The organism is Streptomyces sp. NPDC033180 (assembly GCF_055577645.1).
The window spans coordinates 217,548-241,749 of the sequence record NZ_JBVIPU010000009.1; the positions used below are offsets into that span (position 1 = coordinate 217,548).

Below are 24,202 nucleotides of genomic sequence, written 5' to 3' on the forward strand. Positions count from 1 at the left end.
CGATTCAAGGCGTCCCCCTTGACAGCGCGATCGGTTGATCTCCAGTGTGACCCGGAGCGATTGAGAAACTTACCTAATAAATAGCGCCCTTGGGGGAGCACAGATGGGTGAGACCGGCCATCCGGAGCTGGCATGCGGGATCGGCTCCTGGGACAGCGACGTCTACGGCAACCACCGCATTCTCGTACGCACCGCCGCCACCGACAGCACGGCCCCGGCCGTCGCGGCCGAACTGCCGTGGCGGCGCCAGGACCCGGACCCCGGCGCGGTGGACGTGATCGTGGTCGGGCCGTCCGGGGAACGCGTGCGCAACACCGTCGCCGTGGAGGTCACGGCCGAGGCGGGACGCGTCGCCTTCGAGCCGGTGGACGGCCCCGGCACCTACGCCGTGCACTACCTCCCGTACGCGCACACGGGCAAGCCCTACTATCCGCAGGCCGCCTACCGGCCCCCGACGCCGACGGCGGACCCGGGCTGGGTGCACCGCTGCGGCCTGCACGGCGACTCCGGCTGGGAGAAGCTGCCGCGCGCCGAGGCCTTCGGTTACGAGGCGGCCAGCGCGGTCGACTCCTTCGCGCCGCTCGGCTTCGCGGCGACGGATGACGAGTGCTCACGTGTCCAACAGGCCTGTACCGACGAGCGGTTCCTCCTCTTCGGCGAGGACCGCACCCATCCGCTCGGCCGCTACGAACGGCTCCCGGCACGCTGGGCCCTGGGCACGCCCTTCGCGCCGCTCGACGTCACGGCCGACCGCGGGGAGTTCCACGCGGTGCAGACCGGCGTGTACGCGCTCCAGGAGCTGACGGATGTGCGCGCCGAGATCCGCGGGCTCCCCTTCTCCGTACGGTGCCTCAGCACGGGCGGCATCGACGCGCGCGGGCAGGGCTTCGAGCGGCACGTCTCGGTCGGCGAAGGGTGCGCGGGGGCGCTGTGGTTCGGCGTGGAGATCCCCGAGGACGCTCAACCCGGCCTGTACGAAGGGGAGATCGCCGTCCGCGCGTCCGGCTCCCCGGAGCGCGTGCTGCCGCTGCGCCTCACCGTCGGGCAGGACGTCGTCACCGACGGCGGCGCCGGCGAACCGTGGCGGCTCGCGCGCCTCGGATGGCTGGACTCGACGCTCGCGCAGGACGATCAACCGGTGGCCCCGTACACCCCGCTCGAGTTGGGGGCCGCGGAAGCCGGCGGGCAGCGCCTGACGCTGCTCGGCCGCACGGTCGAGCTCGGCCCGGAAGGGCTCCCCCGGCGGCTGGTCTCCACCTTCACGCCGGCCGTCACGCGCGTCGACGGACCGCCGCGTGACCTGCTCGCCGCACCCGTCACGCTGGACATCGGCCGCCCTCTGGAGCACGGGCCGCTCAGCATGGACCGGCCGGGCCCGGCGCGGGTGCGCTGGTCGGCGCGGGCGGCAGGGCAGGACGTACTCCTGCGCACCGAGGGCGAGTTGGAGGCCGACGGCCTCCTCGTGGTGCGCGCCACCGTGGAGGCCACAGCCGACACCGAGCTCGACGTGACGCTGGACGTGCCGGTCCGCGAGGAGATCGCGCGGTACGCGATGGGGCTCGGTCTGACGGGCCGGGCATGCCCGGCGGCGTACGACTGGGAGTGGGACACGCCCACCCGCAACCAGGACGCGTTCTGGCTCGGCGACCCGGCGGCGGGGCTTCAGCTGAGTCTGCGGGACGAGCACTACGCACGGCCGCTCAACACCAACTACTACCGCGAGAAGCCCCTGCGTACCCCGCGCTCCTGGGCGGGAGACGGGGCGGGCGGGGTGCGGTTGCGGACGAGCGAGGGGGTGCGCCGCCTCCGTGCCTTCAGCGGGCCGCTCGCGCTGCGCGCGGGCGAGAGCCGCTGCTTCGAGTTCCGGCTGCTCCTGACGCCGTTCAAGCCGCTCGAACCGGCGCGGCAGGTGTCCGAGCGCTACTTCCACGCGTACGCCTCGCCCACGGAGATCGCCGAGTACGGCGCGAACGTCGCCAATCTGCACCACGCCACGCCGCCCAACCCGTACATCAACGACCCGCTCCTCGGCGCGGACGCCCTGCGCTCGTACACCGAGGAGGCGCACCGGCTCGGCATCCAGGTCAAGGTGTACGACACGGTCCGCGAACTGACGCGCCACACACCTGAGTTGCCGGTGCTTGCCGCCCTGGGTGACGAGATCTTCGCGCCGGGGCCGGGAGGCGGGCACGCGTGGCTGCGGGAGCATCTGGGCCGGGACTACGTGCCCGGGTGGGTGGCACCCGACGTGGGCGATGTCGCGGTGGTCACGTCCGGCGACTCGCGGTGGCACAACTCCTATGTGAGCGGCATCGAGCGGCTGCGGCGGGTCGTCGGCGTCGACGGGCTCTACCTCGACGACGTGGCGTACGACCGGACGACCATGAAGCGGGTCAGGAAGGTCCTGTCCGCGACCGGGGAGGCGCCGCCGCTGGTCGACCTGCACTCCTGCAACCAGTACCGCGAGCCGGACGGGTTCGCCTCCAGTGCCAATCTGTACGCGGAGCTGCTGCCCTACGTCGACCGGCTCTGGCTGGGGGAGCTCTTCGACTACGACGGCGCGGACGGGTCCGCCGGCGCCGATCCCGCGTACTGGCTCGTCGAGATCTCGGGCATTCCCTTCGGTCTGATGGGCGAGATGCTGGAGGGCGGCGGGAATCCCTGGCGCGGGCTCGTCTTCGGCATGACCGCGCGGGCGCCCATGACGGACGTACGGCCGCTGTGGCGGGCCTTCGACCGACTCCGGCTCCCGGCGGCGGAGATGACGGGGTGGTGGACCACGGACGCGCCGCCGGTGAGGACCGGCCGTGACGATGTCCTCGCCACCACGTGGGAGGGGCCCGGAGGAACCGTGACGGCGCTCGCCTCGTGGGCCGAGGAGCCCGTGGACGTCGTCCTCACCGCGGCCTCGGGGCCCGTGGCCGCGTACGCGCCCGCGATCGAGGGATTCCAGCCGGAGCGGAGGTTCGCCGCGGGTGAGGCGGTGCGGGTGGAACCGGGGCGAGGGTGGCTGGTGCGGGTCGGGTGAGATGACTATGACTCCCGGGGAGGGCGGCCGAGCTGACGGTTCGGTCCGCCCCCCCCCCAGAGCGGTGAACACTCCCCCGGCCGGCCCGGGCCGCGCCCCGTCTACTGGCCCATGACCAGGCCGTCCTTCGCCGCGCCCCGACTCAGGACGACCCGGCGGATCCGGTCGCGGATGTCGGCGACGTCCTCGCCGCTGTCCAGTGCCGCGTTCAGGTTGGTCACGCGTCCCGTGCCCGTGTTGAACCACTGGGGGATGAACTCGGCCTTGTCGACCTCCCAGCGTCCGCCGGGCGCCGCGGGCGGGGCGAACGTGAAGCGGCCGATCGTGCCCTGGTTGCCCCGCGGGTCGTTCGCACCCTCGTGGTTGATCATGTCGCCGGCGATCTGGTCGCCCATGCCGTAGATGATCCAGGTCCCGTTGACCTTCTCGTACGCCTGCGGGACGTGCGCGTGGGTGCCCAGGATGAGGTCGATGTCGGGGCGGCCCTGCGTACGGGAAGCCGTCAGCTGCTTGCCGAGGCTCAGCTGGCGGCTGTCCGGGGCGTCCTGCCACTCCGTGCCCCAGTGGACCGAGACGACGACCACGTCCGCGCCCGCCTTCCGCGCGGCGCGCGCGTCCGCGATGATCCGCTCGCGCTCCATGAGGTTGACCGTCCAGGGCTTGCCCTCGGGCGTCGGAGTACCGTTCGTGCCGTACGTGTACGCGAGTTGTGCCACCTTCGCGCCGCCCGCGCGCAGCCAGGCGGGGGACTTGCCCTCGGCCTCCGTGCGGCCCGAACCCGCGTGCTTGACGCCTGCCTTGTCGAGCGCGCCGAGCGTCCGGCGGACTCCGTCGGCGCCGTCGTCGAGTGTGTGGTTGGAGGCGGTGGAGCAGGAGTCGTAGCCGGTGGCCTTGAGTGCACGCGCGATGTGGGGCGGGGACTTGAAGCTGGGGTAGCCGGTGTAGTCGCCGTTCTCGCCGTAGACCGTCTCCATGTGGCAGATCGCCAGGTCGGCCTTGGAGACTACGGGTTTGACGTCCTTGAGCATCGGCACGAAGTCGTACCCGTCGCCGCCCGCGTCGGCGTTGGCCCTGTCGATGATCGAGGAGTGCGGCAGCACGTCCCCGGAGGCGACGAGCGTGAAGGCGCGCTGAGCGCCCTGGCCGCCACCGGCCGCCGACGGCGCGGGGGGCGGCTGCGGTTTCCGTTCCTGTGCGGGCTCCGTATTCGCCGTACAGGCGGCGGTCGCGGCGAGAGTGGCTCCGATCATTACGGCGGCCAGCACGGCCTTTCCCTGCGGTGTGCGCTGCGTCATCGACCAGGCTCCAAGAATGGGGGATATCGGCGAAACGAATCCACATTCGGACACACTGTCGAGTCAAGCAGCAATGCCGTCATAGTCCCCGAAAAGGACTTAAATCATCCGGCCATGTGACACGAAGAACACACCGGCTCCGACCTGCGACGAAACCGGGGGCTGAGTCAAGCCTCCGTAAAGCGCCTTGCTCAGAGCCCCCTTCGGGTAATCGGCTGTCCTCATCCGTGTTCCGGATTGGGGCCAGAGGCCGGCGACGGGCACGGATCGGAGGAAGGCGAGACGGGATGCTGCACGAGAGCCGAGGAAACACGGAGGGCCCTAGTGATGGCGAACTGGCCGTGCCGATGGCGTGGTTGTACGCCGAGTACATCGCGGACGAATTACTGCGTACCGGCGATTTGATGCCGCCGACATCTTTCGAATACCGCGCGGGGCGTGACGCTCTGGCCCTCACTATTTTCCTTTCCGACACAAAGGGCGAGCTGTCGGGCATCCGGGTCGTCTCCCAGCTGGAGACCTGGCTGGCCCTGACGGCCTACGACCAGCCGTGGCAGGACTGGGTGGGTGAGCGGATGGCCGTGCTCGCCGCGGACGCGGTCGCCTCCGGTGAGCCCACGCCCGACCTCGACCTCGCCGACCTGGCGTGGCGGTGGCTGGAGGAGACGGAGCTGCTCGCGCCCGATCTGGACGCGGTGCCCGGCGGCGGGTCGCCGTGCGGCGAGGACGACGGGCCCAAGGTGTGGACAGCGGCCTGGCGCCTTGGGCTGCCGCTCGGACACCTGGCGATCCATCTGTTCTGACGCCACGGCAGGGGCGGATCGACACCGCGACCGAGACGTCTGACGGCCCGCGCGCGTGTTCGCGTCCGGCGTCTTGAGTGATTCGGCGGTCCGCTGCGTACGGGAGGGCAGGAAGCACCCCTGCCCGACTCGCCCCCCTGCCCGACTCGTCACGCAAGGAACGCCATGAGGTCCCTGGAGCGGCATCGCGACGCCGGCGCCTACGCGCTCGGTGTCCTCGACGCTGCGGACACCTTCCGCTTCGACGACCACCTCATGGACTGCCCCGAGTGCCGGGCCCTGGTGGCTGAACTCGGCCCGACAGCACAGCAGTTGGCTGCCTACGACCGTCTCACTCCGCCCCACGTCGAACCGCTGGCCGTGCCGCGCCCCGGCCTCGCCGAGCGGCTGCTCGCCGAGGCCGGACGGCTGCGCAGAGCCGGGCGCAGGCGGTGGCTCTGCGCGGTCGCGGCAAGCGTCGCACTGGCGCTCGCGGCTCCCGCGACGGCGGTTCTGCGGGCCGACGGGCCGGGGCCGGAACAGATCTCCGCCCGCGACGGCCGCACCGGCGTCTCGGCGACCCTGACCGCGCGGGGCCGTGACTGGGGCACGGACATCGGGCTCCGTATCCGCGACGCGGAAGGCGCCCACGTCTGTGAGCTCGTGGCTGTCGGTACCGACGGCTCCGAGCAGACGGTGACGACGTGGAAGGTGCCCGCGGGCGAGCCATCGGCCGAGCTGTCGACGCAGGGCGGCGCGGCGCTGCCCCGCGATGACATCGCCCGCTACGAGGTGCGCACGACGGACGGTCGGCGCCTGCTGACTTTACGGCGGCCCTGAGCTGCCTGCCGCCCCCCTGCTCCCTGGAATTCTCCGCGCTCCCTGAACACCCCTTCACGCGCACGGCTATTTCAGCAGCCGCGACATCCTCCGGTCCGCGAGCGGCTTCCCGCCCGTCTGGCAGGTGGGGCAGTACTGCAGCGAGGAGTCACTGAAGGAGACCTCGCGGATGGTGTCGCCGCACACGGGGCACGGCTCGCCGGTACGGCCGTGGACGCGCAGGCCGCTCTTCTTCTCCGCCTTGAGACGGCCCGCCGCCACACCGCGCGAGCGCTCCACCGCCTCGTTCAGCGTGGCCCGCAGCGCCGCGTACAGCCCATGGACTTCCTCCTCCGTGAGGCTCGACGTGAGCTTGAACGGGGACATGCGGGCCGCGTGCAGGATCTCGTCGCTGTACGCGTTCCCGACGCCCGCGATCAGGGTCTGGTCCCGCAACGCGCCCTTGATCTGCCGGCGTTCGTCCGCCAGGAGACCGGCGAAACGATCCTCGTCGAAGTCCGGGGCCAGTGGGTCGGGGCCGAGGCGGGCGATGCCCGGGATCTCTTCCGGGGCATCGGTCACGTACACCGCGAGGCGTTTTTGCGTGCCCGCCTCCGTCAGGTCGAAGCCCTCCCCCGTCTCCAGGGCGACGCGCAGGGCGAGGGGGCCCTTGCCCGGGTGGGGCGGGGCGTCGGGGAGACGGTCCTTCCAGTGCAGCCAGCCCGCGCGGGCGAGGTGGGTGACCAGATGCAGGCCGTCGGCGTCGAGGTCGAGGAACTTGCCGTGGCGCGCGACAGCCGTGACGGTGCGTCCTTCGAGGGCGCCGAGCGGCGGGTCGTACGTCTTGAGGACGCTGATCGCCACGGGCAGCACCCGGACGATGTCGTGGCCGACGAGGTGGTCGGTGAGGAAGGCGCGCAGCGCCTCGACCTCGGGGAGTTCCGGCATCCACTCGCTCCTAACCCTGGCTCTCCCGCGAGGGCACGATGAACTCGCACCACACGCACTTGCCGCCGCCGCGCGACTCGACACCCCACCCGTCCGCGAGCATGTCCACCAGCATCAACCCCCGCCCCGACACCCCCGATTCCCCCGCCTCCCGGCGGCGCGGCAGTGCACTGGACGAGTCCTCGACCTCGACGCGCAGCCGCCGGTCGGGGGTGCCGGTGATCACCCGCAGGGTCACGATCGCCGCGCCGTCGGTGTGCATCAGCGCGTTGGTGATCACCTCGTCCGCCACCAGCTCGATGTCGTCGGCACGGTCCCGGGCGCCCCAGGCGCGCACCGCGGCCCGGATCATGTGCCGGGCCTCGACCAAGGCCTCCGGGTCCCCGGAGCCCACATGCTGCTGCAGGCGGCCGCCGGACCGGGGGGCGTCGACCGGGCGGCGGCGCAGCAGGAGCAGCGCTGCGTCGTCCTCGCCGCCCCGCTCGTCCACGATCTCGCAGAGCCGGTCCGCGAGCTGCTGGAGGTCGCGCGGCCCCGAGCAGGCGAGCTCGCCCAGGGCCCGCAGACCGTCGTCGAGGTCGGCGCCCGGCTCCTCGATGAGGCCGTCGGTGAAGAGCAACAGGGTCTGGCCCGCGTCGAGTTCGAAGGTGGTGACCGGGTATTCGAGGCGGCCGAACTCGGCCGAGAGACCCAGCGGCAGCCCCCCGTCGACCGGCACCCTGCGACAGCTTCCGTCGGTCTGCTGGAGGAGCGGGTCGATGTGCCCGGCCCGCACCAGCTGGACCACGCCCGACGTCAGGTCGGCCTCCGCGTAGAGGCAGGTGGCGAAGCGTTCGGTGTCCAGCTCGTGCAGGAACCCCGAGGCGCGGGCCATGACGGTGGCGGGCGTGTGCCCCTCGGCGGCGTAGGCGCGCAGCACGATGCGCAGCTGGCCCATGACGGCCGCCGCGTGGGTGTCGTGGCCCTGTACGTCGCCGATGACCGCCCCGACCCGGCCGCCGGGCAGCGGGATCACGTCGTACCAGTCGCCGCCGATGTCCCGGCCGAGCGCCGCCGAACGGTAGCGGACCGCGACGTCGGCGCCGGGCACGCCGGGGATGGTGCGCGGCAGCATCGCCTGCTGGAGCCCTTGGGCGAGGTCCTTCTCCTGCTCGTAGAACATGGCGCGCTGGAGGCTCTGCGCGATGCCGCTGCCGAGCGCCACCAGGACGTTGCGCTCCTCCCCGGTGAAGCCGGTCTTGTCCTGGTAGAGCAGGCCGAGCACGCCGATCGGCTTGGCCTGCGCGATCAGCGGCAGATACGCGGCCGCCGTGATGCCCATCTCGTCTATGTGCGGCCACAGCTCCGGGTACGAGGCCGCGAACTCGGCCGCCGTCTCGATGAAGCGCGGCGAGAGCGTGCGCACGGCGTCGCTCATCGGAAACCGCTCGTCGATCCGCGTGAACTTGGTGCCCGGCACGAAGCTGCCCACGGGCCCCTCCGCGACCAGCCGGATCCGCCCGGCCTCGACCAGGCCCATGACCAGGTTCGACGCGCCCAGGTGTGCGAGGCCGTGGGTGTCCTTGAGCACGTCGATGACGTCACGGACGGTGCGCGCGTGCGCGAGGGCCGCCGTGGTGCCCTGCACGATGCTCGTGCGGCGGCGCCGGTCCTCCTCCTCGTCGGCGCGCTGATGCCGGGCCGTGCTGTCGCCCAGTTCCTGGGTGGCGTCGCGGACGATGCCCACGATGCGGTGCGGCTTACCCGTGTCGTCACGTTGGATGAAGCCTTGGGTATGGGTCCAGCGGAGTCCGCCTTCGCGCAGCCGGATGCGGAAGTAGATGCCGTAGGTCCGGCTGCCGTCCTTGAGCGCGTGCGAGACGTAGGCGTCGAGGCGGTGTGCCTCGACCGGCGGGACCCGGACGCCGAGAGTCGTCGGGTGACCGTCGTACTCGTCGGGCCGTACGTCGAAGACGTCGTGGCCGGCGGCGTCGAGGTGCATCAGGCCGCTGTCGAGGTCCCAGTCGAAGCAGCCTGTGCGGTTGAACGCCAGGATCGACCGGGGATCCGCTGGCCAGTCGTCCGGCAGTGACGTGAGCGTCATGACACTTCATGATTCTTCGCTGTCGGGCCCGAGCGCGCACGCTCAGCCGCTCGGGGGCGTGGGGCAACCCGGCGGGATCTCGGGCGGGGTGCCGGTGGGCGGCTCCACGCCCGTGGCGGGAGCGAGCGTGGGGCAGTCCGTGGAGGTGGTGTCACGGTCGCTGGGCGAGTCGCTGTCACTCGGACTGTCACTGTCACTCGGGGTGTCGCTGTCGCTGGGCGAGTCGCCGTCGGTCGGGGTGTCGCTGTCGCTGGGCGAGTCGCTGTCACTCGGACTGTCACTGTCACTCGGGGTGTCGCTGTCGTCCGGGTCGCTCGGGGACGGCGTGCTCGGGGACGGCGTGCTCGGGGACGGCGTGCTCGGGGACGGCGTGCTCGGGGACGGCGTGCTCGGGGACGGTGTCGGAGGCGGCACGGTGTGGTCATGGCCGCCGTGCTCGTCACCGATCCTCCGCTCGATCCAGGTGTTGTCGACGATGTGCACGATGGTGATGTTCACGATGATCTTCGGTGCCGGAGTCACCACCACGACCTGCGCCGGGCGGTAGCCGGACCACGGCTTGCCCTGGTGGCTCGGGGTGCCCTTGACTGCGACCGGCGGCTTCAGCGGGTTCCCGCAGGCGCACCGCACGCGCGGCAGCCCCCGGTTGTCGACGAGGACCGCGGTGCCGGTCTGCAGCACGGACTGGAAGCTGGTGGCGCCGCCGTCGCGATAGCCGTGGTTGGTGACGCGGGTGTCGGCCCGCAGCACGACCGGCGTCAGGCCGCGCAGGAAGCCCGGGATGCCGGCCTGGGAGACGCCCGACGCCTGGGCGAAGGCGCGGCCCTTGCCCTGGTCGGCGGTGAGGAAGCGGACCTGGGTGTCGACGTCGCAGCTGGCGAGGGACTGCGTGCCGCCGTAGAGCCCTGGTGTACCGCCCGAGAGGGAGCGCACGCCCTGGGCCGTGGGCGATGAGGTACCGGTCGGTGAGGGCTGCGGCGAACGGGTGACGGGCGAGGGACTCGCCGTGGATGTCGCGGTGGAGTCGGTGAACGGATCGGGGCCCTGGGCGGCGGCCGGCTGCATGAAAAGCTCGGAGCCCGCGTCGGCGGTGTTCTCGCCGCCTTTGCCGGAACATCCCGCGACGGCGAGGGCCGCGGATATCGCGAAGGCCGTCGCATGGGCCCTGGTGGGCCTGATGGGCACACGCACCGTGCTCTCCCGCCTGTTTTCGGGGACTTTCGCCCTATTCTCTGGGGCAGTCGGAGCCGGTGCGCAAGCCGGGAGGCGGCTGGTGCGTCCGGGGCGCGAGCCGGGAGGGGAGCCGGGCCGGTTCGGGCGCAAGATGGCCTTGTGGAATGGTTCACAGCGGATCAGTACTGGCTCGGCCGCCTCGTCTTCCAGCGGGCTCTCGCCGCGCTCTATCTCGTCGCGTTCCTGGGCGCGGCGCTGCAGTTCCGCGCGCTGATCGGGGAGCGCGGCATGCTGCCGGTGCCACGCTACGTCGAGCGTGTGCCGTGGCGCCGGGCGCCGAGCCTCTTCCAGCTGCACTACTCGGACCGCTTCTTCGCCCTCGTCGCGTGGTCGGGCTGCGCCTGCGCGCTCGCGCTGCTCGCGGGCGCCGACAGTCTCCTGCCTCTGTGGGGCGGCATGCTCCTGTGGGTGGTGCCGTGGGCCCTGTACCTCTCGATCGTGAACGTGGGGCAGACCTGGTACGGCTTCGGCTGGGAGTCCCTGCTCCTGGAAGTGGGCTTCCTCGCCGTCTTCCTCGGCAACGACGAGACGGCGCCGCCGGTGCTCGTCCTCTTCCTGCTGCGCTGGGTCCTGTTCCGTGTCGAGTTCGGGGCCGGGCTGATCAAGATGCGCGGCGACGCCTGCTGGCGCAAGCTCACCTGCCTGTACTTCCACCACGAGACACAGCCGATGCCGGGACCGCTGAGCTGGTTCTTCCACCATCTGCCGAAGCCGGTCCACCGGGTGGAGGTCGCGGCGAACCACTTCACCCAACTCGTCGTGCCCGTCCTGCTGTTCACGCCACAGCCGATCGCGACGGCCGCGGCCTGCCTGATGATCGCCACCCAGCTGTGGCTCGTCCTGTCGGGCAACTTCGCCTGGCTGAACTGGCTGACGATCGTGCTCGCCGTGTCCGTGGTGGACCTGGGCGGTACGGGAGCGCCGTCGACGTCGCCCGCTCCCCCGCTCTGGTACGAGGTGGTCGTGATCGCGGCGACGGCCCTGGTCCTGGGGCTGAGTTACCGGCCCGCGCGCAATCTGTTCTCGCGTGGGCAGATCATGAACTACTCCTTCGACCCGTTCCATCTCGTCAACGCCTACGGTGCGTTCGGCAGCGTCAGCCGCGTCCGCCAGGAAGTGGTCATCGAGGGCACGGCGGACACGACACCCCGTCAGGAGTCGGAGTGGCGGGAGTACGGGTTCAAGGGCAAGCCGGGAGATGTGCGCCGCCGGCCGCGGCAGTTCGCGCCCTACCATCTGCGGCTGGACTGGATGATGTGGTTCGCCGCGCTCTCCCCCGCCTACGCGCGGTCGTGGTTCGGCCCGCTGGTGGAGCGGCTCCTGGACGGCGACCGGGACACGCTGCGACTGCTGCGCCACGTCCCGTTCCCGCCGGAGGCGCCTCCCGCGTACATCCGCGCCCGGCTCTACCGCTACCGCTTCACGACCCGGCGTGAGCTGCGGGAGACGGGCGCCTGCTGGGAGCGGACGTACGTGCGGGAGTTCCTGCCGCCGACGCGGGTGTCCTCGCCCCGGTGAGTCAGAGGCCGTAGACGCGGGTCGCGGTTCCGGCGAAGAGGGCGGCGCGTTCACTGTCGCTCAGCGGGTCGGTCAGCTCACGCGCGGCGTCGACGACTTCGGCATAGGTGGCGGCCAGGGTGCAGACGGGCCAGTCCGAGCCGAACATCAGCCGCTCAGGCCCGAAGGCGTCCAGGACGGTGTCCGCGTACGGGCGCAGATCATCCACCGTCCAGTTCTTCGGGTCGGCTTCGGTCACCAGGCCGGAGAGTTTGCAGACGGTGTTGGGGAGCGCGGCGAGCGAGCGGACCGCGGCGCCCCAGGGTTCGAGGGCGCCGGAGGCGATGGGCGGCTTGCCCAAGTGGTCCAGGACGAAGGTGAGTTCGGGGTGCTCCTGAGCCGCCTTGACGCAGGCCGGGAGCTGGTGGGGCAGCACCACGAGGTCGTAGGCGAGGCCGGCCGCGCCGACCGCGGCCAGGCCCCGGCGCACGTCGGGCCGCAGCAGCCACTGCGGGTCGGCCTCGCCCTGCACCTGGTGCCGGATGCCCACGAGGCGCTGCCCGCCCGGGAGTTCACGCATCGACGCGAGCGTGTCACCGGCATCCGGGCGGGTGAGATCGGTCCACCCCACGACGCCCGCCACCAGGTCGCCGGCCGCCGCCAGGGCGAGGAACTCGGGGGTCTCCCCGGCGACGGTGACCGTCTGGACGAGCACGGTCGCGGCGACCCCCGCGGCGCGAGCCTGAGGCAGGAGGTCGGCGAGGGAGAAGTTCCGGCGGATCGGGGCGAGTGCCTCGCCGGTGATCCATTCCTGGTCACGTGCGGAGAGGTCCCACACGTGGTGGTGGGCGTCGACGATGTGCGGGGTCACGGCAGCTCCCATACGACGGGCAGTCCCGCCTCCGCGCCCACGACCGAGTAGTCGTGGACGACATCGAGCAGCTCGGCCATGCGCGCCTGCCAGGCGATGTTGACCGGCAGCTTGTCCAGTTCGCCGAGCATCCGGGCGTAGTCCTCGCACTCCAGGACGTGGAAGAGGTCGGTGCCGCTGCGCCAGATCGTCCAGGAGGTGGCGCCCGCCGCGCGGATGGCGGCGACCAGCTCGGCGGGCACTTCGCGGTGCGCGGCGTCGTACGCGGCGACGCGGTCGGCGCGGACCTTGGTGTGCAGGGCGATTCTCACGCGGGGGCCTCTCCGGGGACGGGTACGGGTCCGGGCACGTGGGCGGGTACGGGCACGTGGGCGGGCAGCAGACCTTCGGCGCGGGCTTCCTTCCAGAAGTCCTCGGGGACGACGGCCGCGAACTGCTCTGCCGCGTCCCGGACTTCGTACGGCGAGCGTGCGCCGACCAGGACGGTGGTCACCGCCGGGTGGGCCAGGGGGAAGGCCAGGGCGGCGGCGCGCAGCGTGGTGCCGTGCCGCTCGGCCATCGACTTCAGGTGGAGGGCGCGGTCCAGGAGGGCGCGGGGCGCCGTCGTGTAGTCGTAGGTGGCGCCCGGCCCGGGGTCGGCGAGCAGGCCCGAGTTGAAGACGCCGCCGATCACCACCGCTTTGCCGTGCTCGTGCGCGGCCGGGAGCAGCTCGGCCAGGGCGCTCTGGTCCAGGAGCGTGTAGCGGCCCGCGCACAGCACGGCGTCGACATCGGTGTCGCGGACGAAGCGGGTGAGCATCGCCGTCTGGTTCATGCCCGCGCCGATCGCGCCGACGACTCCTTCGGAGCGCAGCCGCTCCAGCGCCGGATACGCCTCGCGGAGGGCCTGTTCCGCGTGGTCGTCCGGGTCGTGGAGGTAGACGACGTCGACGACGTCAAGGCCCAGGCGGGCCAGGCTCGCCTCCAGGGAGCGGCGGATGCCGTCCGCGCTGAAGTCCCAGACACGGCGGTGCGTGGCGGGCACGGCGAAGCCGTGGGCGAGGTCGTCGCCCTTGGAGCTCTCCACCGCTTCGAGGAGTCGGCCCGCCTTCGTCGAGAGCGTGTACGTCTCGCGGGGCCGGGCCCGCAGTGCCTCGCCCAGCCGGCGCTCGGACAGACCGAGACCGTAGTGCGGCGCCGTGTCGAAGTAGCGGATGCCCGCGTCCCATGCGGCGTCGACCGCCCCGGCGGCCTCCTCGTCGGTGATCGGGGCGTAGAGGTTGCCGAGGCCGGCGGCGCCGAAGGACAGCTCGGTCACCTCGACACCGCCGGGTCCGATGACGCGCCTGGCCATGCCGCTCACTGGGCCGCCGGGCGCAGGCGCAGGCCCTGCATGCCGCCGTCGACGGCGAGTGCGGTGCCGGTGGTCGCGCCGGAGAGCGGGCTCGCCAAGTAGGCGATGGAGCCGGCGACTTCGTCCGCGCTCACCAGACGGCCGGTCGGCTGCCGGGCTTCGAGTGCGGCGCGCTCGGCCGCCGGATCGGGCGCGGCGTCCAGGAGGCGGCCGACCCACGGGGTGTCCACGGTGCCGGGATTGACGCAGTTGACGCGTATCCCTTCGCGTACGTGGTCCGCGGCCATGGCGAGCGTCAGGGAGAGCACCGCTCCCTTCGACGCCGAGTACAGGGCGCGCTGCGGGAGGCCCGCGGTGGCGGCGATCGAGCAGGTGTTGACGATCGCCGCGTGGAGGGAGACCCGCAGGTGCGGCAGGGCGGCGCGGGTGGTGCGCACGATCCCGAGGACGTTCACGTCGAGCACCTTGCGCCATTGGTCGTCGTCGTTGTCCTCGACGGTGCCCTGCGCGCCGATCCCCGCATTGTTGATCAGTACGTCGAGTCCGCCGAGGCCGGCCACGGCGGCGGCGACGGCTTCGCGGACCGATGCGTCGTCCGAGACGTCGGCGCGGTGGCCGGTGAGGGGCTTCTCCACGGAGCCGGGCTCCAGGTCGAGAACGGCGACCTGGGCGCCGCGCGCGGCGAGCAGCTCGGCGGTGGCCCGCCCGATGCCGGAGGCTCCCCCGGTGACCAGGGCCTTCAGGCCCTCGAAGTCCTGGGATGTGGTCACGCGGCTGCTCCTTTGCCCTGAGCGAGGTCGGCGGCCCAGAAGGCGCCGTCCGGATAGGTGAATTCGGCGAGTGACTCGGCCCGCATGGAGGCCGAGAACCCCGGCGCAGTGGGAGCCATGTAGTGGCCCTCGCGCAGCACGACCGGGTCGATGAAGTGGTCGTGGAGATGGTCGACGTACTCGATGACGCGGTTCTCGGTGGTGCCGGACACTGCCACGTAGTCGAACATCGACAGGTGCTGGACGAGTTCGCACAGGCCGACGCCGCCGGCGTGCGGGCAGACGGGGACGCCGAACTTGGCGGCGAGCAGCAGGATCGCGAGGTTCTCGTTGACGCCGCCGACGCGGGCGGCGTCGATCTGGAGTACGTCGATGGCGCCCGCCTGGAGGAGCTGCTTGAAGACGATGCGGTTCTGCACGTGCTCGCCGGTGGCGACCTTGACCGGGGTGACCGCCTTGCGGATCGCCGCGTGGCCCAGGACGTCGTCGGGGCTTGTGGGCTCCTCCACCCAGTACGGGTCGAACTCCGCCAGGGCGCGCGTCCATTCGACGGCCTCGCCGACGTTCCAGCGCTGGTTGGCGTCGATCGCCAGCCGGATGCCGGGCCCGATCGCCTCGCGGGCGGTACGGCAGCGGCGTACGTCGTCCGCCAGGTCCGCGCCGACCTTCAGCTTGATCTGGGTGAAGCCGTCCGCCACGGCCTGGCGGGCGAGACGGGTCAGCTTCTCATCGCTGTAGCCGAGCCAGCCCGGTGACGTGGTGTAGCCGGGGTAGCCGCGCCTGCGCAGCAGGGCTTCGCGTTCGACGGCTCCGTGTCTGCCCAACTGGAGTATGTGCAGCGCGTCTTGGGGAGTGAGGGCGTCGGCGATGTAGCGGAAGTCGATCTGGGATACCAGCCACTGCGGCTCGGCGTCCGCGAGGAACCGCCACAGCGGCTTGCGCGCGCGCTTGGCCGCCAGATCCCACAGCGCGTTGACGACGGCGCCGATGGCCATGTGCATCACGCCCTTCTCGGGCCCGAGCCAGCGCAACTGACTGTCCCCGATCAGGTCTCGGTTCAACGTCCCCGGATCGGCGCAGAGTTCCTCGACGGACCGGCCGAGCACGTGGTGGCGCAGCGACTCGATCGCGGCGACCTGCACGTCGTTGCCGCGCCCGATGGTGAAGGTGAAGCCGTGCCCCTCCAGAGGGTCGTCCGCGTCGGTGCGCAGGACCACATACGCGGCGGAGTAGTCGGGGTCCGGGTTCATCGCGTCGGATCCGTCCAGCTCCCGCGAGGTCGGGAACCGTACGTCATAGGTGTCAACCGCGGTGATGCGGGCGGAAGTCGGGGACACAGGAGGCCTTTCCGGAAAGGGGCAAGGAGACGGGGAACCCGGAGCGGGGTCAGTCCTGTGCGCGGCCGGTGGTGACGCGCGCGATCATCAGGGCGACCAGGATGATTCCGCCGTAGATGGCCTGGATCCAGAAGGACGGCACCTGGGCGAGGGTGAGCAGGTTCTGTACGACGCCGAGCAGCAGGACGCCGGTGAGGGCGCCGAACATGGTGCCCTTGCCGCCGTCGAGGCTGATGCCACCGATGACCGCGGCGGCGAACACGGTGAAGATCATGTTCTGGCCCTGATTGGCGTTGATCGCGCCGACGTAACCGGTCTGCATCAGTCCGCCGACGGCGGCGAGGCACCCGGCGACGATGAACACGCCGAGCATCACGCGCTCGACGCGGATGCCGGCGGCGCGTGCCGCGTCGGCGTTGCCGCCGATCGCGTACAGGGCACGCCCCACGCGGTGGTACTTGAGCACGAAGCCCGCGACGCCGAAGGAGACGGCGGCCAGCCACACCGAGAGCGGGATGGTCAGGAACGTCGTGGTGGCGAGGGTGTAGAAGGCGTCGGGCATGCCGAAGAGCGTCTTGCCCTCGGTCGCGCCGACGAGCAGTCCGCGCAGCACGATCAGCATGGCGAGCGTGACGATGAACGCGTTGAGTTTGAGCTTCACCACGAGGATGCCGTTGAAGGCGCCGATGGCTCCGCCGACGAGCAGGATCGCGAGGAGCCCGGCAGCCACGGGCATGTCCGTGCCGAACCCGGCCTGGGCGGCGGGCAGGACGAGGAGCGCACCGACGGCCGGCGCGATGCCGACGACCGACTCCAGGGACAGGTCGAACTTGCCCGTGATCAGAACGAGGGACTCGGCGAGGACGACCATCGCGAGGGCGGCAGAGGCGCCGAGGATCGAGATGAGGTTTCGCTCCGTCAGGAAGGAGTCATTGAGCAGGGCTCCCAGGACCATGAGGAGCAACAGCGCTGGAACCAGGGCGAGTTCGCGTGCGCGGCGGAGGAGGATGCTCTTCGCCGCGCGGCTTTCGGCGGTGCTTTTCCTTGCGGGGGCAGCCTGTGCGGCCGGGGCCTTGGTGTCAGCCACTGTGGTCTCCTTGTTCTTCGGCCGCGGGCCAGTGGGGGCCTGTCGCGCTCACACGGCGGAGCCGCATATGTGACAGTCCCGCGCCCCTTTCGGGGCCAACCCCCTCTATGGATGCGATCAGGGCGTGGTCGGCGAAGCCCGCCTCGTGTTCCGCGACGACCCGGCCGTGGAAGAGGACCAGGACGCGGTCGCAGCGCCGCAGGTCGTCCAGCTCGTCGGAGACGACGAGGACGGCGGTGCCGTCCTCGCGTGCGTTGTCCATCCGGGCGAGCAGTGACTCCTTGGACTTCACGTCCACGCCCGCGGTGGGGTTGATGAGGACGAGCAGCCGCGGGTCGGATGCGAGGGCGCGCGCCATGACGACCTTCTGGGCGTTGCCGCCCGAGAGGTCCGACACGGGCTGGTCGGGCCCCTCGGCGTGGATGTCGAGGCGGTCGATCAGCTCCTCGGCGAACCCGCGCTTGCGCTCGGCACGGACGAAGCCGTACTTCCCGAGCCGGTCGAGCACGGTCATCGTGGCGTTGTCGCCGATAGTCATCCCGAAGACCAGTCCCTGATCGTGCCGGTCGCGCGGGACGCAGCCGACACCGGCCCGCAGCGTGGCGGCGACGTCCCCGAACGGCAGCTGCCTGCCCTCCAGTTGGGCGCTGCCACCGGTCGGCATGTGCAGTCCCGCGATGGTCTCCGCCAGGTTGATCTTGCCGCTGCCGCTGGATCCGGCGAGGCCGACGACCTCGCCCTTGCGGACGGTCAGGTCGATGTCCGCGTACGACTCGCTGGTGAGGCCCCTGACGTCGAGCATCACGGGGGCGTCGGCGGGGACCTCGGTCCGGGCGACGGACTCCTCCGCGGCCTCCTTCTCCCGCAGGGCCTCGCCCGCCATCGCCTCGACCAGGGCGGCCCGCGGCAGGTCGGCCACGGGCGCGGTGGTGATCCAGCGGGCGTCGCGCAGGACCGTGACGGTCTGGCACACCTCGTACACCTCCTGGAGGTGGTGCGAGATGAAGAGGAAGGTGACGCCGGACTCCTGGAGCGCCCGCATGCGCGTGAAGAGCCGCTCGATCTCACGGTTGTCGAGCTGCGCGGTGGGCTCGTCCAGGACGATGAAGCGCGCCCCGAAGCTGAGCGCCCGCGCGATCTCGACCATCTGCCGGTCCTCGACCTTGAGGTCGGCGGTCCGCGCGTCCGGGTCGACCCGTACGTCCCAGGTGTCGAGCACCTCGGCCGCCTGGGCCCGCAGCCTGCGCCAGCTGATGAAGCCGCCGCGTCCTTCGGGCTGCCGGTTGATGAAGAGGTTCTCGGCAACGGTCAGGTCGGGCACGACCGTTGGCTTCTGATAGACGCAGGCCACCTTGCGGCGCCAGGCGTCGCGGTCGGTGAGCGGTGGCGCGGGCTCGCCGTCGAAGAGGACGGTGCCCGCGTCCGGGGCCTGGAGTCCGGTGAGGATGGTGACGAGGGTGGACTTGCCCGCGCCGTTGCGGCCGACGAGGGCGTGGGACTCACCGGGCAGGACGGTCAGTTGTCCGTCCTGCAGCGCGACGGTGGGTCCGTACCGCTTGACTATGCCGGTCGCTTCGACGAGCGGCGTCGGACCGGCAGCATGGGGCTTGGTCATCGGCGTACTCATTTGACCGTGTTGCCCCACAGCTTGGAGTCGTCCACGTTCTGCTTGGTGACCAACGGTGCGGGCAGCTGGTCCTCGAGGATGCCGCTGGGCAGCTTCACGATGGTCGAGTCGTGGTCGGTCGGGCCCGGCTTGAACTTCTTCCCGTTCATCGCGGCCTTGATGTAGTACATCCCGTACTTGGCGTACGCGTCGGCGGGCTGCGAGACGGTGGCGTCGATCTGGCCCTTGCGGATGGCGTCGAACTCCTGCGGGATGCCGTCGTTCGAGATGACGGTGATGTGCCCCTTCTCGCCCGCCTTCTTCAGCATCCCCTTGGACTTCAGGGTCTGCAGGGTGGGCGCGAGATAGACGCCGCCCGCCTGCATGTAGATGCCCTTGATGTCGGGGTTGGAGTTGAGCAGCGTGTCCAGCTTCGACGCGGCCGTGTCGGACTCCCACTTGGCGGGGATCTCCAGAACCTTGAGCTTGGGGTACTTCTTCTTCACACAGGTGCGGAACGCCTCGGAGCGCTCACGGCCGTTGACGGAGGCGAGATCTCCCATGATCTGGACGACCTTGCCGGTTTTCACCTGCCCGCCGAGGTAGTCACAGGCCTTCTCGCCGTACGCGACGTTGTCGGCCCGCACCACCATCGCGACCTTGCCCTGCTCGGGGGCGACGTCGACGGCGACCACGGGGACGCCCTTGCGTTCGGCCTGGTCCAGCCCTGCGGAGATGGCGGCGCTGTCGAGCGGTGCGACGACGAGCCCCTTCACCCCCTGATTGAGCTGGTTGTTGATGTCGGTGATCTGCTGCGAGGGGTCGCTGTTGGAGTTGACGGTCTTCATCGCGTCGACGTCCTCGGACTTCGCCATCTTCGGCACGTAGTCGTTGTACGACTGCCAGAACGGCGAGGTCAGCAGGGGCAGGATCACGCCGACCTTGCCCTCGCCGCCGCCTTCGCCGCCCGCGGGCGCCGCGCTGTCCTTCGTACTGCCGCATGCCGTGAGCACGAGGGACGCGCAGGCCGTCGCGGCGGCGATCCGCGCCGTCCGCGAAATCCCCGCCCTGCTGGACCTGTTGCGCACTGTTCTGCCGGCCATCTGACGGCTCCTCATCGAGCGTGGATCGGGAGTCCTAGCGACTGATGGGCGAATATTTATCAGACCACTTGGCGCTCACAACACCCCTCGACGCCAAGTTTTCCCACTTTCAGGCCGTAGTGGTCCGACCACATCTCTGGTTAGACTGCGGCGCACTCGGCCAGTGGAGGAGCGTTACGTGGACCAGACCGCCCCGCAGAAGGGCACCGTGACCGGTCGGGCCATCGAGCAGATCAAGGCGATGATCGGCGAGGGCCGCCTCGAACCGGGCCAACGGCTGCCCACGGAACGGGATTTGGCCACCCAGCTGGGTATCTCGCGCAGCTCCATGCGGGAGGCGATCCGCGCCCTCACGGTGATGGGGGTCCTGGAGGCCCGGCACGGCTCGGGCATCTACGTCACACAGCTGGAGGCCGGAGATCTCCTGGAGACCTTCGGCGTCGTGGCGGACCTGTCCCGCGGACCACGGCTCGTGGAGCTTCTGGAGGTACGCCGGGTCCTCGAGTCCACGGCGACGGCGCTGGCGGCGGCGCGCATCTCGGCGGATCAACTGGCGGATGTGGAAAAGCACTTGGAGGCGATGAACGCCACGGAGGACCCGGAGGAGATCCTCTCCCACGACCTGGCGTTCCATCGCGCGATCGCCTTCGCGGCGGGCAACGACACGATGGCGGCGATCCTGGAGGGCCTGTCGTCGCGGACGTTCCGCGCACGGGTGTGGCGCGGCTACCAGGAAGAGGGCGCCTTCGAACGCACCCGCCGGGAGCACGCGCGCATCCACCGCGCCCTGGTGGCCCGGGACCCGGAGGCGGCGAGAGCCGCGGCGGCGGCGCACGTGGGAGAGGTGGAGGAGTGGCTGCGGACACAGCTGGACGGCTAGGTCCTGTTCGACGTACGGCCGGAACTGTCCGGCGTACGGCGTGATCTGATCAGCGGTGGGACCGAGGGGCGGGCCGGCCGCGGGTGGCGTGGATGGAACCGAGCAGATCGAGGGACTGGGCGCTGGGGCTGCCTGGTTCGGCGTGGTAGATGACGAGCTGCTGGCCGGGGGCGTCGCGTACGTCGAAAGCCTGGTAGGTGAGGGTGAGGGGGCCGACGTCCGGGTGGAGGAGGTGTTTGGCGTCCTGGGTCTTGCCACGCACGGTGTGGGCGTTCCAGAGACGGTTGAAGTCCGCGTTGTCCTCGGTGAGGGTGCGGACGAGTTCGCGCAGCCGTGGGTTGTCCGAATCGAATCCGGTTGCCTCGCGGAGGTTGGCGACAGTGGCCTGTGCTGCCCGGTCCCAGTCCCTGTAGAAGTTGCGGCCCGCGGGGTCGAGGAAGGTCATGCGGGCCAAGTTGTCCGCCGGATCGAACGGGGCGTAGAGGGCATCGGCCTGGGCGTTGGCGGCGAGGAGGTCCAGGGTCCGGTTCATCACGAACGCTGGAGTGTTCGGGTAGCCGTCCATCAGCTGTCGTAGCGCTGGGCTCACCCGCTCGGTGGCATGGGCGGAAGGCCGGTCGTTCGGCGTGGCCCCGGCCAGCCGGTACACGTGCACGCGGGCGTCCGTGTCGAGGTGCAGTGCGCGGCTGAGTGCGTCGACCACCTGGGGTGAGGGATTGCGCTCGCGGCCTTGTTCCAGGCGGGTGTAGTAGTCGGCGTTGACCCCGGCCAGGACGGCGACCTCCTCGCGGCGCAGTCCGGCGACTCTGCGGGGCCCGTGACTCGCCATGCCGACGGCCTCCGGCCGCAGGTCGGCGCGGCGTGCGCGCAGGAAGTCTCCCAGGTGGTTGTCGTCCATGTGTTCAGGCTAGGCGAGGGCTCGGTGTGCAGCCTGGGTGTGTCATGCCCAGGCAGCACGCGTCCTGGTTGATGGCCCCTGACCTGCCCAGACTCGGTGGAGCGGGAAGGACCACAGTGGTCACGTCCGGCAGGAGCTGCTGCCGGACGGCCGGTACGCCGAAGCCCGCGGTGAGCAGGCCGGCACGTACACCGGCCGGTACACGGTGACCGGCAACCACCGTCGACACCAACGAGAGGCAAGGACCAACCCATGACAGGACAACGACTTGACGGCAAGGTCGCACTGATAACGGGCGCGACCGGCGGCCTCGGCGCAGCGACCGCCGAGCTCTTCGCCGGCGAAGGCGCCCGGCTGGTGATCACCGATGTCGCCGAAGACCCCCTGCGGGAGCTGTCCCACCGGATCGAGGCACGCGGCGCCGAGGTCGTCGCTGCCCGCCTCGATGTCTCCTCCGCGCGGGAGTGGGACGAAGTGATCACCGTCGTACGCGACCGGTTCGGAACGCTGGACGTGCTCGTGAACCTCGCCGGCATTGTGGACTGGCCAGGTATCGAGGACACGCGGGAAGAGGCGTGGGACCGCGTCATTGACGTGAACCAGAAGGGCACATGGCTCGGCATGAAGGCGGCGATGCCGCTCCTGCGTGCGAGCGGCAACGCGTCGGTGGTCAATACGTCGTCAGTACTCGGCCTGGTGGGGAGCGGTGTGGCTGCGGCCTACCAGGCGTCCAAGGGGGCCGTGCGCCTGTTGAGCAAGACCGCCGCGGTCGAGTACGCCCGGCAGGGAGTACGGATCAACTCGGTGCATCCTGGGGTGATCGCCACGCCGATGATCCAGGACCTCCTGGACGACCAAGGTGACCAGCAGCCGGACATCCGACGCACCCCGATGCGCCGAGCCGGCCGCGCCGACGAGGTCGCCCCCGCGATCCTCTTCCTGGCCTGCGACGACTCCTCGTTCGTCACCGGCGCGGAGCTGGTGGTCGACGGCGGGCTCACCGCGCACTGAACGACACTCACCTTCACCTGCTCCAGGGACCGCACCATGACACCTGCACCCGCAACCGCATCCGCATCCGCCGCACCGTCCGAATCCACCGAGTTCGCTGGGAAGATCGCCCTCGTCACCGGAGCCGCACGAGGGGTGGGCCGGGAAACCGTGGCGCTCCTCCACGCCCGCGGCGCCCGGGTCGTCGCCCTCGACCTCCGTCCCGACGTCAAGAACCTGGCGGAGGACTTTCCGGGCGTCGTCGCTATCGGCGGCGACATCACCCAGGAGGAGACCCCCCACCGCGCCGTGGCAACGGCCCTGGACGCCTTCGGCGGACTGGACATCCTCGTGAACAATGCCGGGCGCACCCAGAACAAGCCCGTCACCGAAACCACGGCCGAGGACTGGGACACCGTGATGGCGGTCAACGCCCGCGGCTCCTTCTTCTGCGCCCGCGAGGCGTTCCGGGCCATGAAGAGCCGCGGCGGCGGCGCCATCGTCAGCACCGGCTCGTACGCCTCCACCGTCGCCCTGCCCGAAGGCGCCGCCTACAGTGCGTCGAAGGGCGCTCTGGCCCAACTGACCAAGGTGCTCGCCGTCGAGGGCGGCCCGCTGGGCATCCGTGCCAACCTCGTGGCCGCGGGCGTCATCGAGACGGACTTCCTCGACACGATCCGCCCCGACAGCCGCGCCTACCTGGCGTCCTTCGCCGCCGCGCAGCCACTGGGACGTGTGGCGCAGCCCGAGGAGATCGCCGAGGTCCTGTGCTTCCTCGTCTCGCCCCGCTCCAGTTTCGTCACGGGAGCCGTGGTCGCCGCTGACGGCGGTTTCACCGCGATCTAGCGACACATCAGACAGCACATATATGGCCGTGTACGGCCAGGGCTGTCCGGCGGGGCGGGCCGTGAACTGTTGACCTTGACACAGTGACAAGGCCTTCACTGGTGGCCGAGGAGGTGGTCTCCATGACGATCACGAGGCAGGACACGGATGCGACACGAGGACTCCAAGGGCTGGAGGACGACCGGTCGTCCGTGCGACTGCGGGCAGCCCTCGCCGTCGGCACGGCGCCCGACCCGCGCTTCGTCGACAAGCTCGTCGAGCGCTGCGCCATCGAGCCCGAGTTCTTCGTCCGCGACATGCTGACCTGGGCACTCACCCGCCACCCGGTCTCCATGACGCTCCCCGCGCTGCGTCGCGAAGTCCGTTCGCCCCGTGCGCAGGCTCGGAGCCAGGCGCTGCACACGCTGTCCAAGATCGGGGACCGGCAGGCGTGGCCGGCCATCACGCGGAAGCTCTTGTCCGACGCCGACGACGAGGTGGCGCGGAGCGCCTGGCGGGCCGCGGTGGTGCTCGTGCCGGAAGGCGAGGAGGCCGCGCTGGCCGTGGTTCTTGCGACGCAGCTCGGGCGCGGCGGGCGCGAGACTCAGCTGAGTCTCAGCCGAGCGCTGGTCGCGCTGGGGGACGCGATCGTGCCCGCTCTGCGTGCCGCGACGACGGCCCCCGGCCCGAGCATGCGTGCGCACGCGATGGCCACAGAGCGGCTGTTGCGCGACCCGGACGCCGGATTCGAGTTCGCGATCGAGGAGGCGAAGCGCGTCGTGGCCCTCGGCGGGTCCGGCCGGGAGGGACGATGAGG

Annotated in this window: 21 protein-coding genes and 1 pseudogene; 9 read left to right on the top strand and 13 right to left on the bottom strand. The window is 70.9% G+C overall.

Annotated features, from left to right (window positions below):
* Positions 1-103: 103 nt before the first annotated feature.
* Positions 104-3,028 (top strand): glycoside hydrolase domain-containing protein, encoded by a 2,925-nt coding sequence (locus ACZ5WE_RS24505; protein WP_467692196.1) that lies wholly within the window; start codon positions 104-106, stop codon positions 3,026-3,028.
* A 101-nt stretch (positions 3,029-3,129) separates the two neighbouring features.
* Here ACZ5WE_RS24505 and ACZ5WE_RS24510 read toward each other — a convergent pair whose 3' ends face one another.
* Complete coding sequence (locus tag ACZ5WE_RS24510; RefSeq protein WP_467692198.1) at positions 3,130-4,323, bottom strand: CapA family protein; 1,194 nt, start codon at positions 4,321-4,323, stop codon at positions 3,130-3,132.
* A gap of 287 nt (positions 4,324-4,610) precedes the next feature.
* On the opposite strand from ACZ5WE_RS24510, the gene ACZ5WE_RS24515 reads away from it, so the two are divergent.
* Together ACZ5WE_RS24515 and ACZ5WE_RS24520 are read left to right on the top strand one after the other, a co-directional pair.
* The gene (locus tag ACZ5WE_RS24515; RefSeq protein WP_467692200.1) at positions 4,611-5,126 is read left to right on the top strand and encodes a hypothetical protein; all 516 of its coding nucleotides are present in this window, start codon (positions 4,611-4,613) and stop codon (positions 5,124-5,126) included.
* A gap of 165 nt (positions 5,127-5,291) precedes the next feature.
* Positions 5,292-5,945: a zf-HC2 domain-containing protein gene (locus tag ACZ5WE_RS24520; protein WP_467692202.1), complete on the top strand. Its 654-nt coding sequence runs from the start codon at positions 5,292-5,294 to the stop codon at positions 5,943-5,945.
* 66 nt (positions 5,946-6,011) lie between these two features.
* On the opposite strand, the gene ACZ5WE_RS24525 is transcribed toward ACZ5WE_RS24520, so the two are convergent.
* Genes ACZ5WE_RS24525 through ACZ5WE_RS24535 form a run of 3 tightly spaced genes read right to left on the bottom strand, consistent with a single transcriptional unit; the run spans position 6,012 to position 10,146 of the window.
* Positions 6,012-6,872, bottom strand: coding sequence for an Fpg/Nei family DNA glycosylase (locus ACZ5WE_RS24525; protein WP_467692204.1), 861 nt, complete (start codon positions 6,870-6,872; stop codon positions 6,012-6,014).
* 10 nt (positions 6,873-6,882) lie between these two features.
* Positions 6,883-8,955 carry a SpoIIE family protein phosphatase gene (locus tag ACZ5WE_RS24530; protein ID WP_467692206.1) on the bottom strand — a complete coding sequence of 691 codons (2,073 nt, stop codon included), beginning with the start codon at positions 8,953-8,955 and terminating at the stop codon, positions 6,883-6,885.
* A 42-nt stretch (positions 8,956-8,997) separates the two neighbouring features.
* Positions 8,998-10,146, bottom strand: coding sequence for a DUF6777 domain-containing protein (locus tag ACZ5WE_RS24535; RefSeq protein ID WP_467692208.1), 1,149 nt, complete (start codon positions 10,144-10,146; stop codon positions 8,998-9,000).
* A gap of 141 nt (positions 10,147-10,287) precedes the next feature.
* Between ACZ5WE_RS24535 and ACZ5WE_RS24540 the strand changes: the two genes are divergently transcribed.
* Positions 10,288-11,706, top strand: a complete 1,419-nt coding sequence (locus tag ACZ5WE_RS24540) for a lipase maturation factor family protein (RefSeq protein WP_467692210.1) — start codon at positions 10,288-10,290, stop codon at positions 11,704-11,706.
* A gap of 1 nt (position 11,707) precedes the next feature.
* Here the strand turns inward: ACZ5WE_RS24540 and ACZ5WE_RS24545 are convergent, their stop codons facing one another.
* Genes ACZ5WE_RS24545 through ACZ5WE_RS24580 form a run of 8 tightly spaced genes read right to left on the bottom strand, consistent with a single transcriptional unit; the run spans position 11,708 to position 19,792 of the window.
* On the bottom strand, positions 11,708-12,568 hold the full coding sequence (locus tag ACZ5WE_RS24545) for an amidohydrolase family protein (protein ID WP_467692212.1): 861 nt from the start codon (positions 12,566-12,568) through the stop codon (positions 11,708-11,710).
* On the bottom strand, positions 12,553-12,867 hold the full coding sequence (locus ACZ5WE_RS24550) for an L-rhamnose mutarotase (protein ID WP_467692214.1): 315 nt from the start codon (positions 12,865-12,867) through the stop codon (positions 12,553-12,555). The genes ACZ5WE_RS24545 and ACZ5WE_RS24550 overlap by 16 nt, the downstream gene beginning before the upstream one ends.
* Positions 12,864-13,889, bottom strand: a complete 1,026-nt coding sequence (locus ACZ5WE_RS24555) for an aldo/keto reductase (RefSeq protein WP_467692216.1) — start codon at positions 13,887-13,889, stop codon at positions 12,864-12,866. Before ACZ5WE_RS24555 ends, ACZ5WE_RS24550 begins: the two co-directional genes overlap by 4 nt.
* Positions 13,890-13,894: 5 nt before the next feature.
* Positions 13,895-14,659: an SDR family NAD(P)-dependent oxidoreductase gene (locus tag ACZ5WE_RS24560; RefSeq protein ID WP_467692218.1), complete on the bottom strand. Its 765-nt coding sequence runs from the start codon at positions 14,657-14,659 to the stop codon at positions 13,895-13,897.
* Positions 14,656-15,996: an L-fuconate dehydratase gene (locus ACZ5WE_RS24565; protein WP_467692220.1), complete on the bottom strand. Its 1,341-nt coding sequence runs from the start codon at positions 15,994-15,996 to the stop codon at positions 14,656-14,658. Before ACZ5WE_RS24565 ends, ACZ5WE_RS24560 begins: the two co-directional genes overlap by 4 nt.
* A 49-nt stretch (positions 15,997-16,045) precedes the next feature.
* A complete protein-coding gene (locus tag ACZ5WE_RS24570) occupies positions 16,046-17,083 on the bottom strand; it encodes an ABC transporter permease (RefSeq protein WP_467692222.1) in 1,038 nt (345 codons plus the stop codon).
* On the bottom strand, positions 17,076-18,698 hold the full coding sequence (locus tag ACZ5WE_RS24575; protein WP_467692223.1) for a sugar ABC transporter ATP-binding protein: 1,623 nt from the start codon (positions 18,696-18,698) through the stop codon (positions 17,076-17,078). Before ACZ5WE_RS24575 ends, ACZ5WE_RS24570 begins: the two co-directional genes overlap by 8 nt.
* 8 nt (positions 18,699-18,706) lie before the next feature.
* Complete coding sequence (locus ACZ5WE_RS24580) at positions 18,707-19,792, bottom strand: sugar ABC transporter substrate-binding protein (RefSeq protein WP_467692225.1); 1,086 nt, start codon at positions 19,790-19,792, stop codon at positions 18,707-18,709.
* Positions 19,793-19,970: 178 nt separating this feature from the next.
* Here ACZ5WE_RS24580 and ACZ5WE_RS24585 point away from each other — a divergent pair, with 178 nt between their 5' ends.
* Positions 19,971-20,672: a FadR/GntR family transcriptional regulator gene (locus ACZ5WE_RS24585; RefSeq protein ID WP_467692227.1), complete on the top strand. Its 702-nt coding sequence runs from the start codon at positions 19,971-19,973 to the stop codon at positions 20,670-20,672.
* Between the two features lie 49 nt (positions 20,673-20,721).
* On the opposite strand, the gene ACZ5WE_RS24590 is transcribed toward ACZ5WE_RS24585, so the two are convergent.
* On the bottom strand, positions 20,722-21,570 hold the full coding sequence (locus ACZ5WE_RS24590; RefSeq protein WP_467692229.1) for a helix-turn-helix transcriptional regulator: 849 nt from the start codon (positions 21,568-21,570) through the stop codon (positions 20,722-20,724).
* A gap of 118 nt (positions 21,571-21,688) precedes the next feature.
* On the opposite strand from ACZ5WE_RS24590, the pseudogene ACZ5WE_RS24595 reads away from it, so the two are divergent.
* The 4 genes and pseudogenes from ACZ5WE_RS24595 to ACZ5WE_RS24610 all read left to right on the top strand — a co-directional run.
* Positions 21,689-21,790: pseudogene (locus ACZ5WE_RS24595) on the top strand (Atu4866 domain-containing protein); the annotation flags it as partial.
* A 32-nt stretch (positions 21,791-21,822) separates the two neighbouring features.
* Entirely contained in the window at positions 21,823-22,581 is a 759-nt protein-coding gene (locus ACZ5WE_RS24600; RefSeq protein ID WP_467692231.1) for an SDR family NAD(P)-dependent oxidoreductase, read from the top strand.
* Positions 22,582-22,617: 36 nt separating this feature from the next.
* Positions 22,618-23,406, top strand: a complete 789-nt coding sequence (locus tag ACZ5WE_RS24605; RefSeq protein WP_467692233.1) for an SDR family NAD(P)-dependent oxidoreductase — start codon at positions 22,618-22,620, stop codon at positions 23,404-23,406.
* 122 nt (positions 23,407-23,528) lie between these two features.
* Entirely contained in the window at positions 23,529-24,200 is a 672-nt protein-coding gene (locus tag ACZ5WE_RS24610) for a HEAT repeat domain-containing protein (protein WP_467692235.1), read from the top strand.
* Positions 24,201-24,202 lie beyond the last annotated feature (2 nt).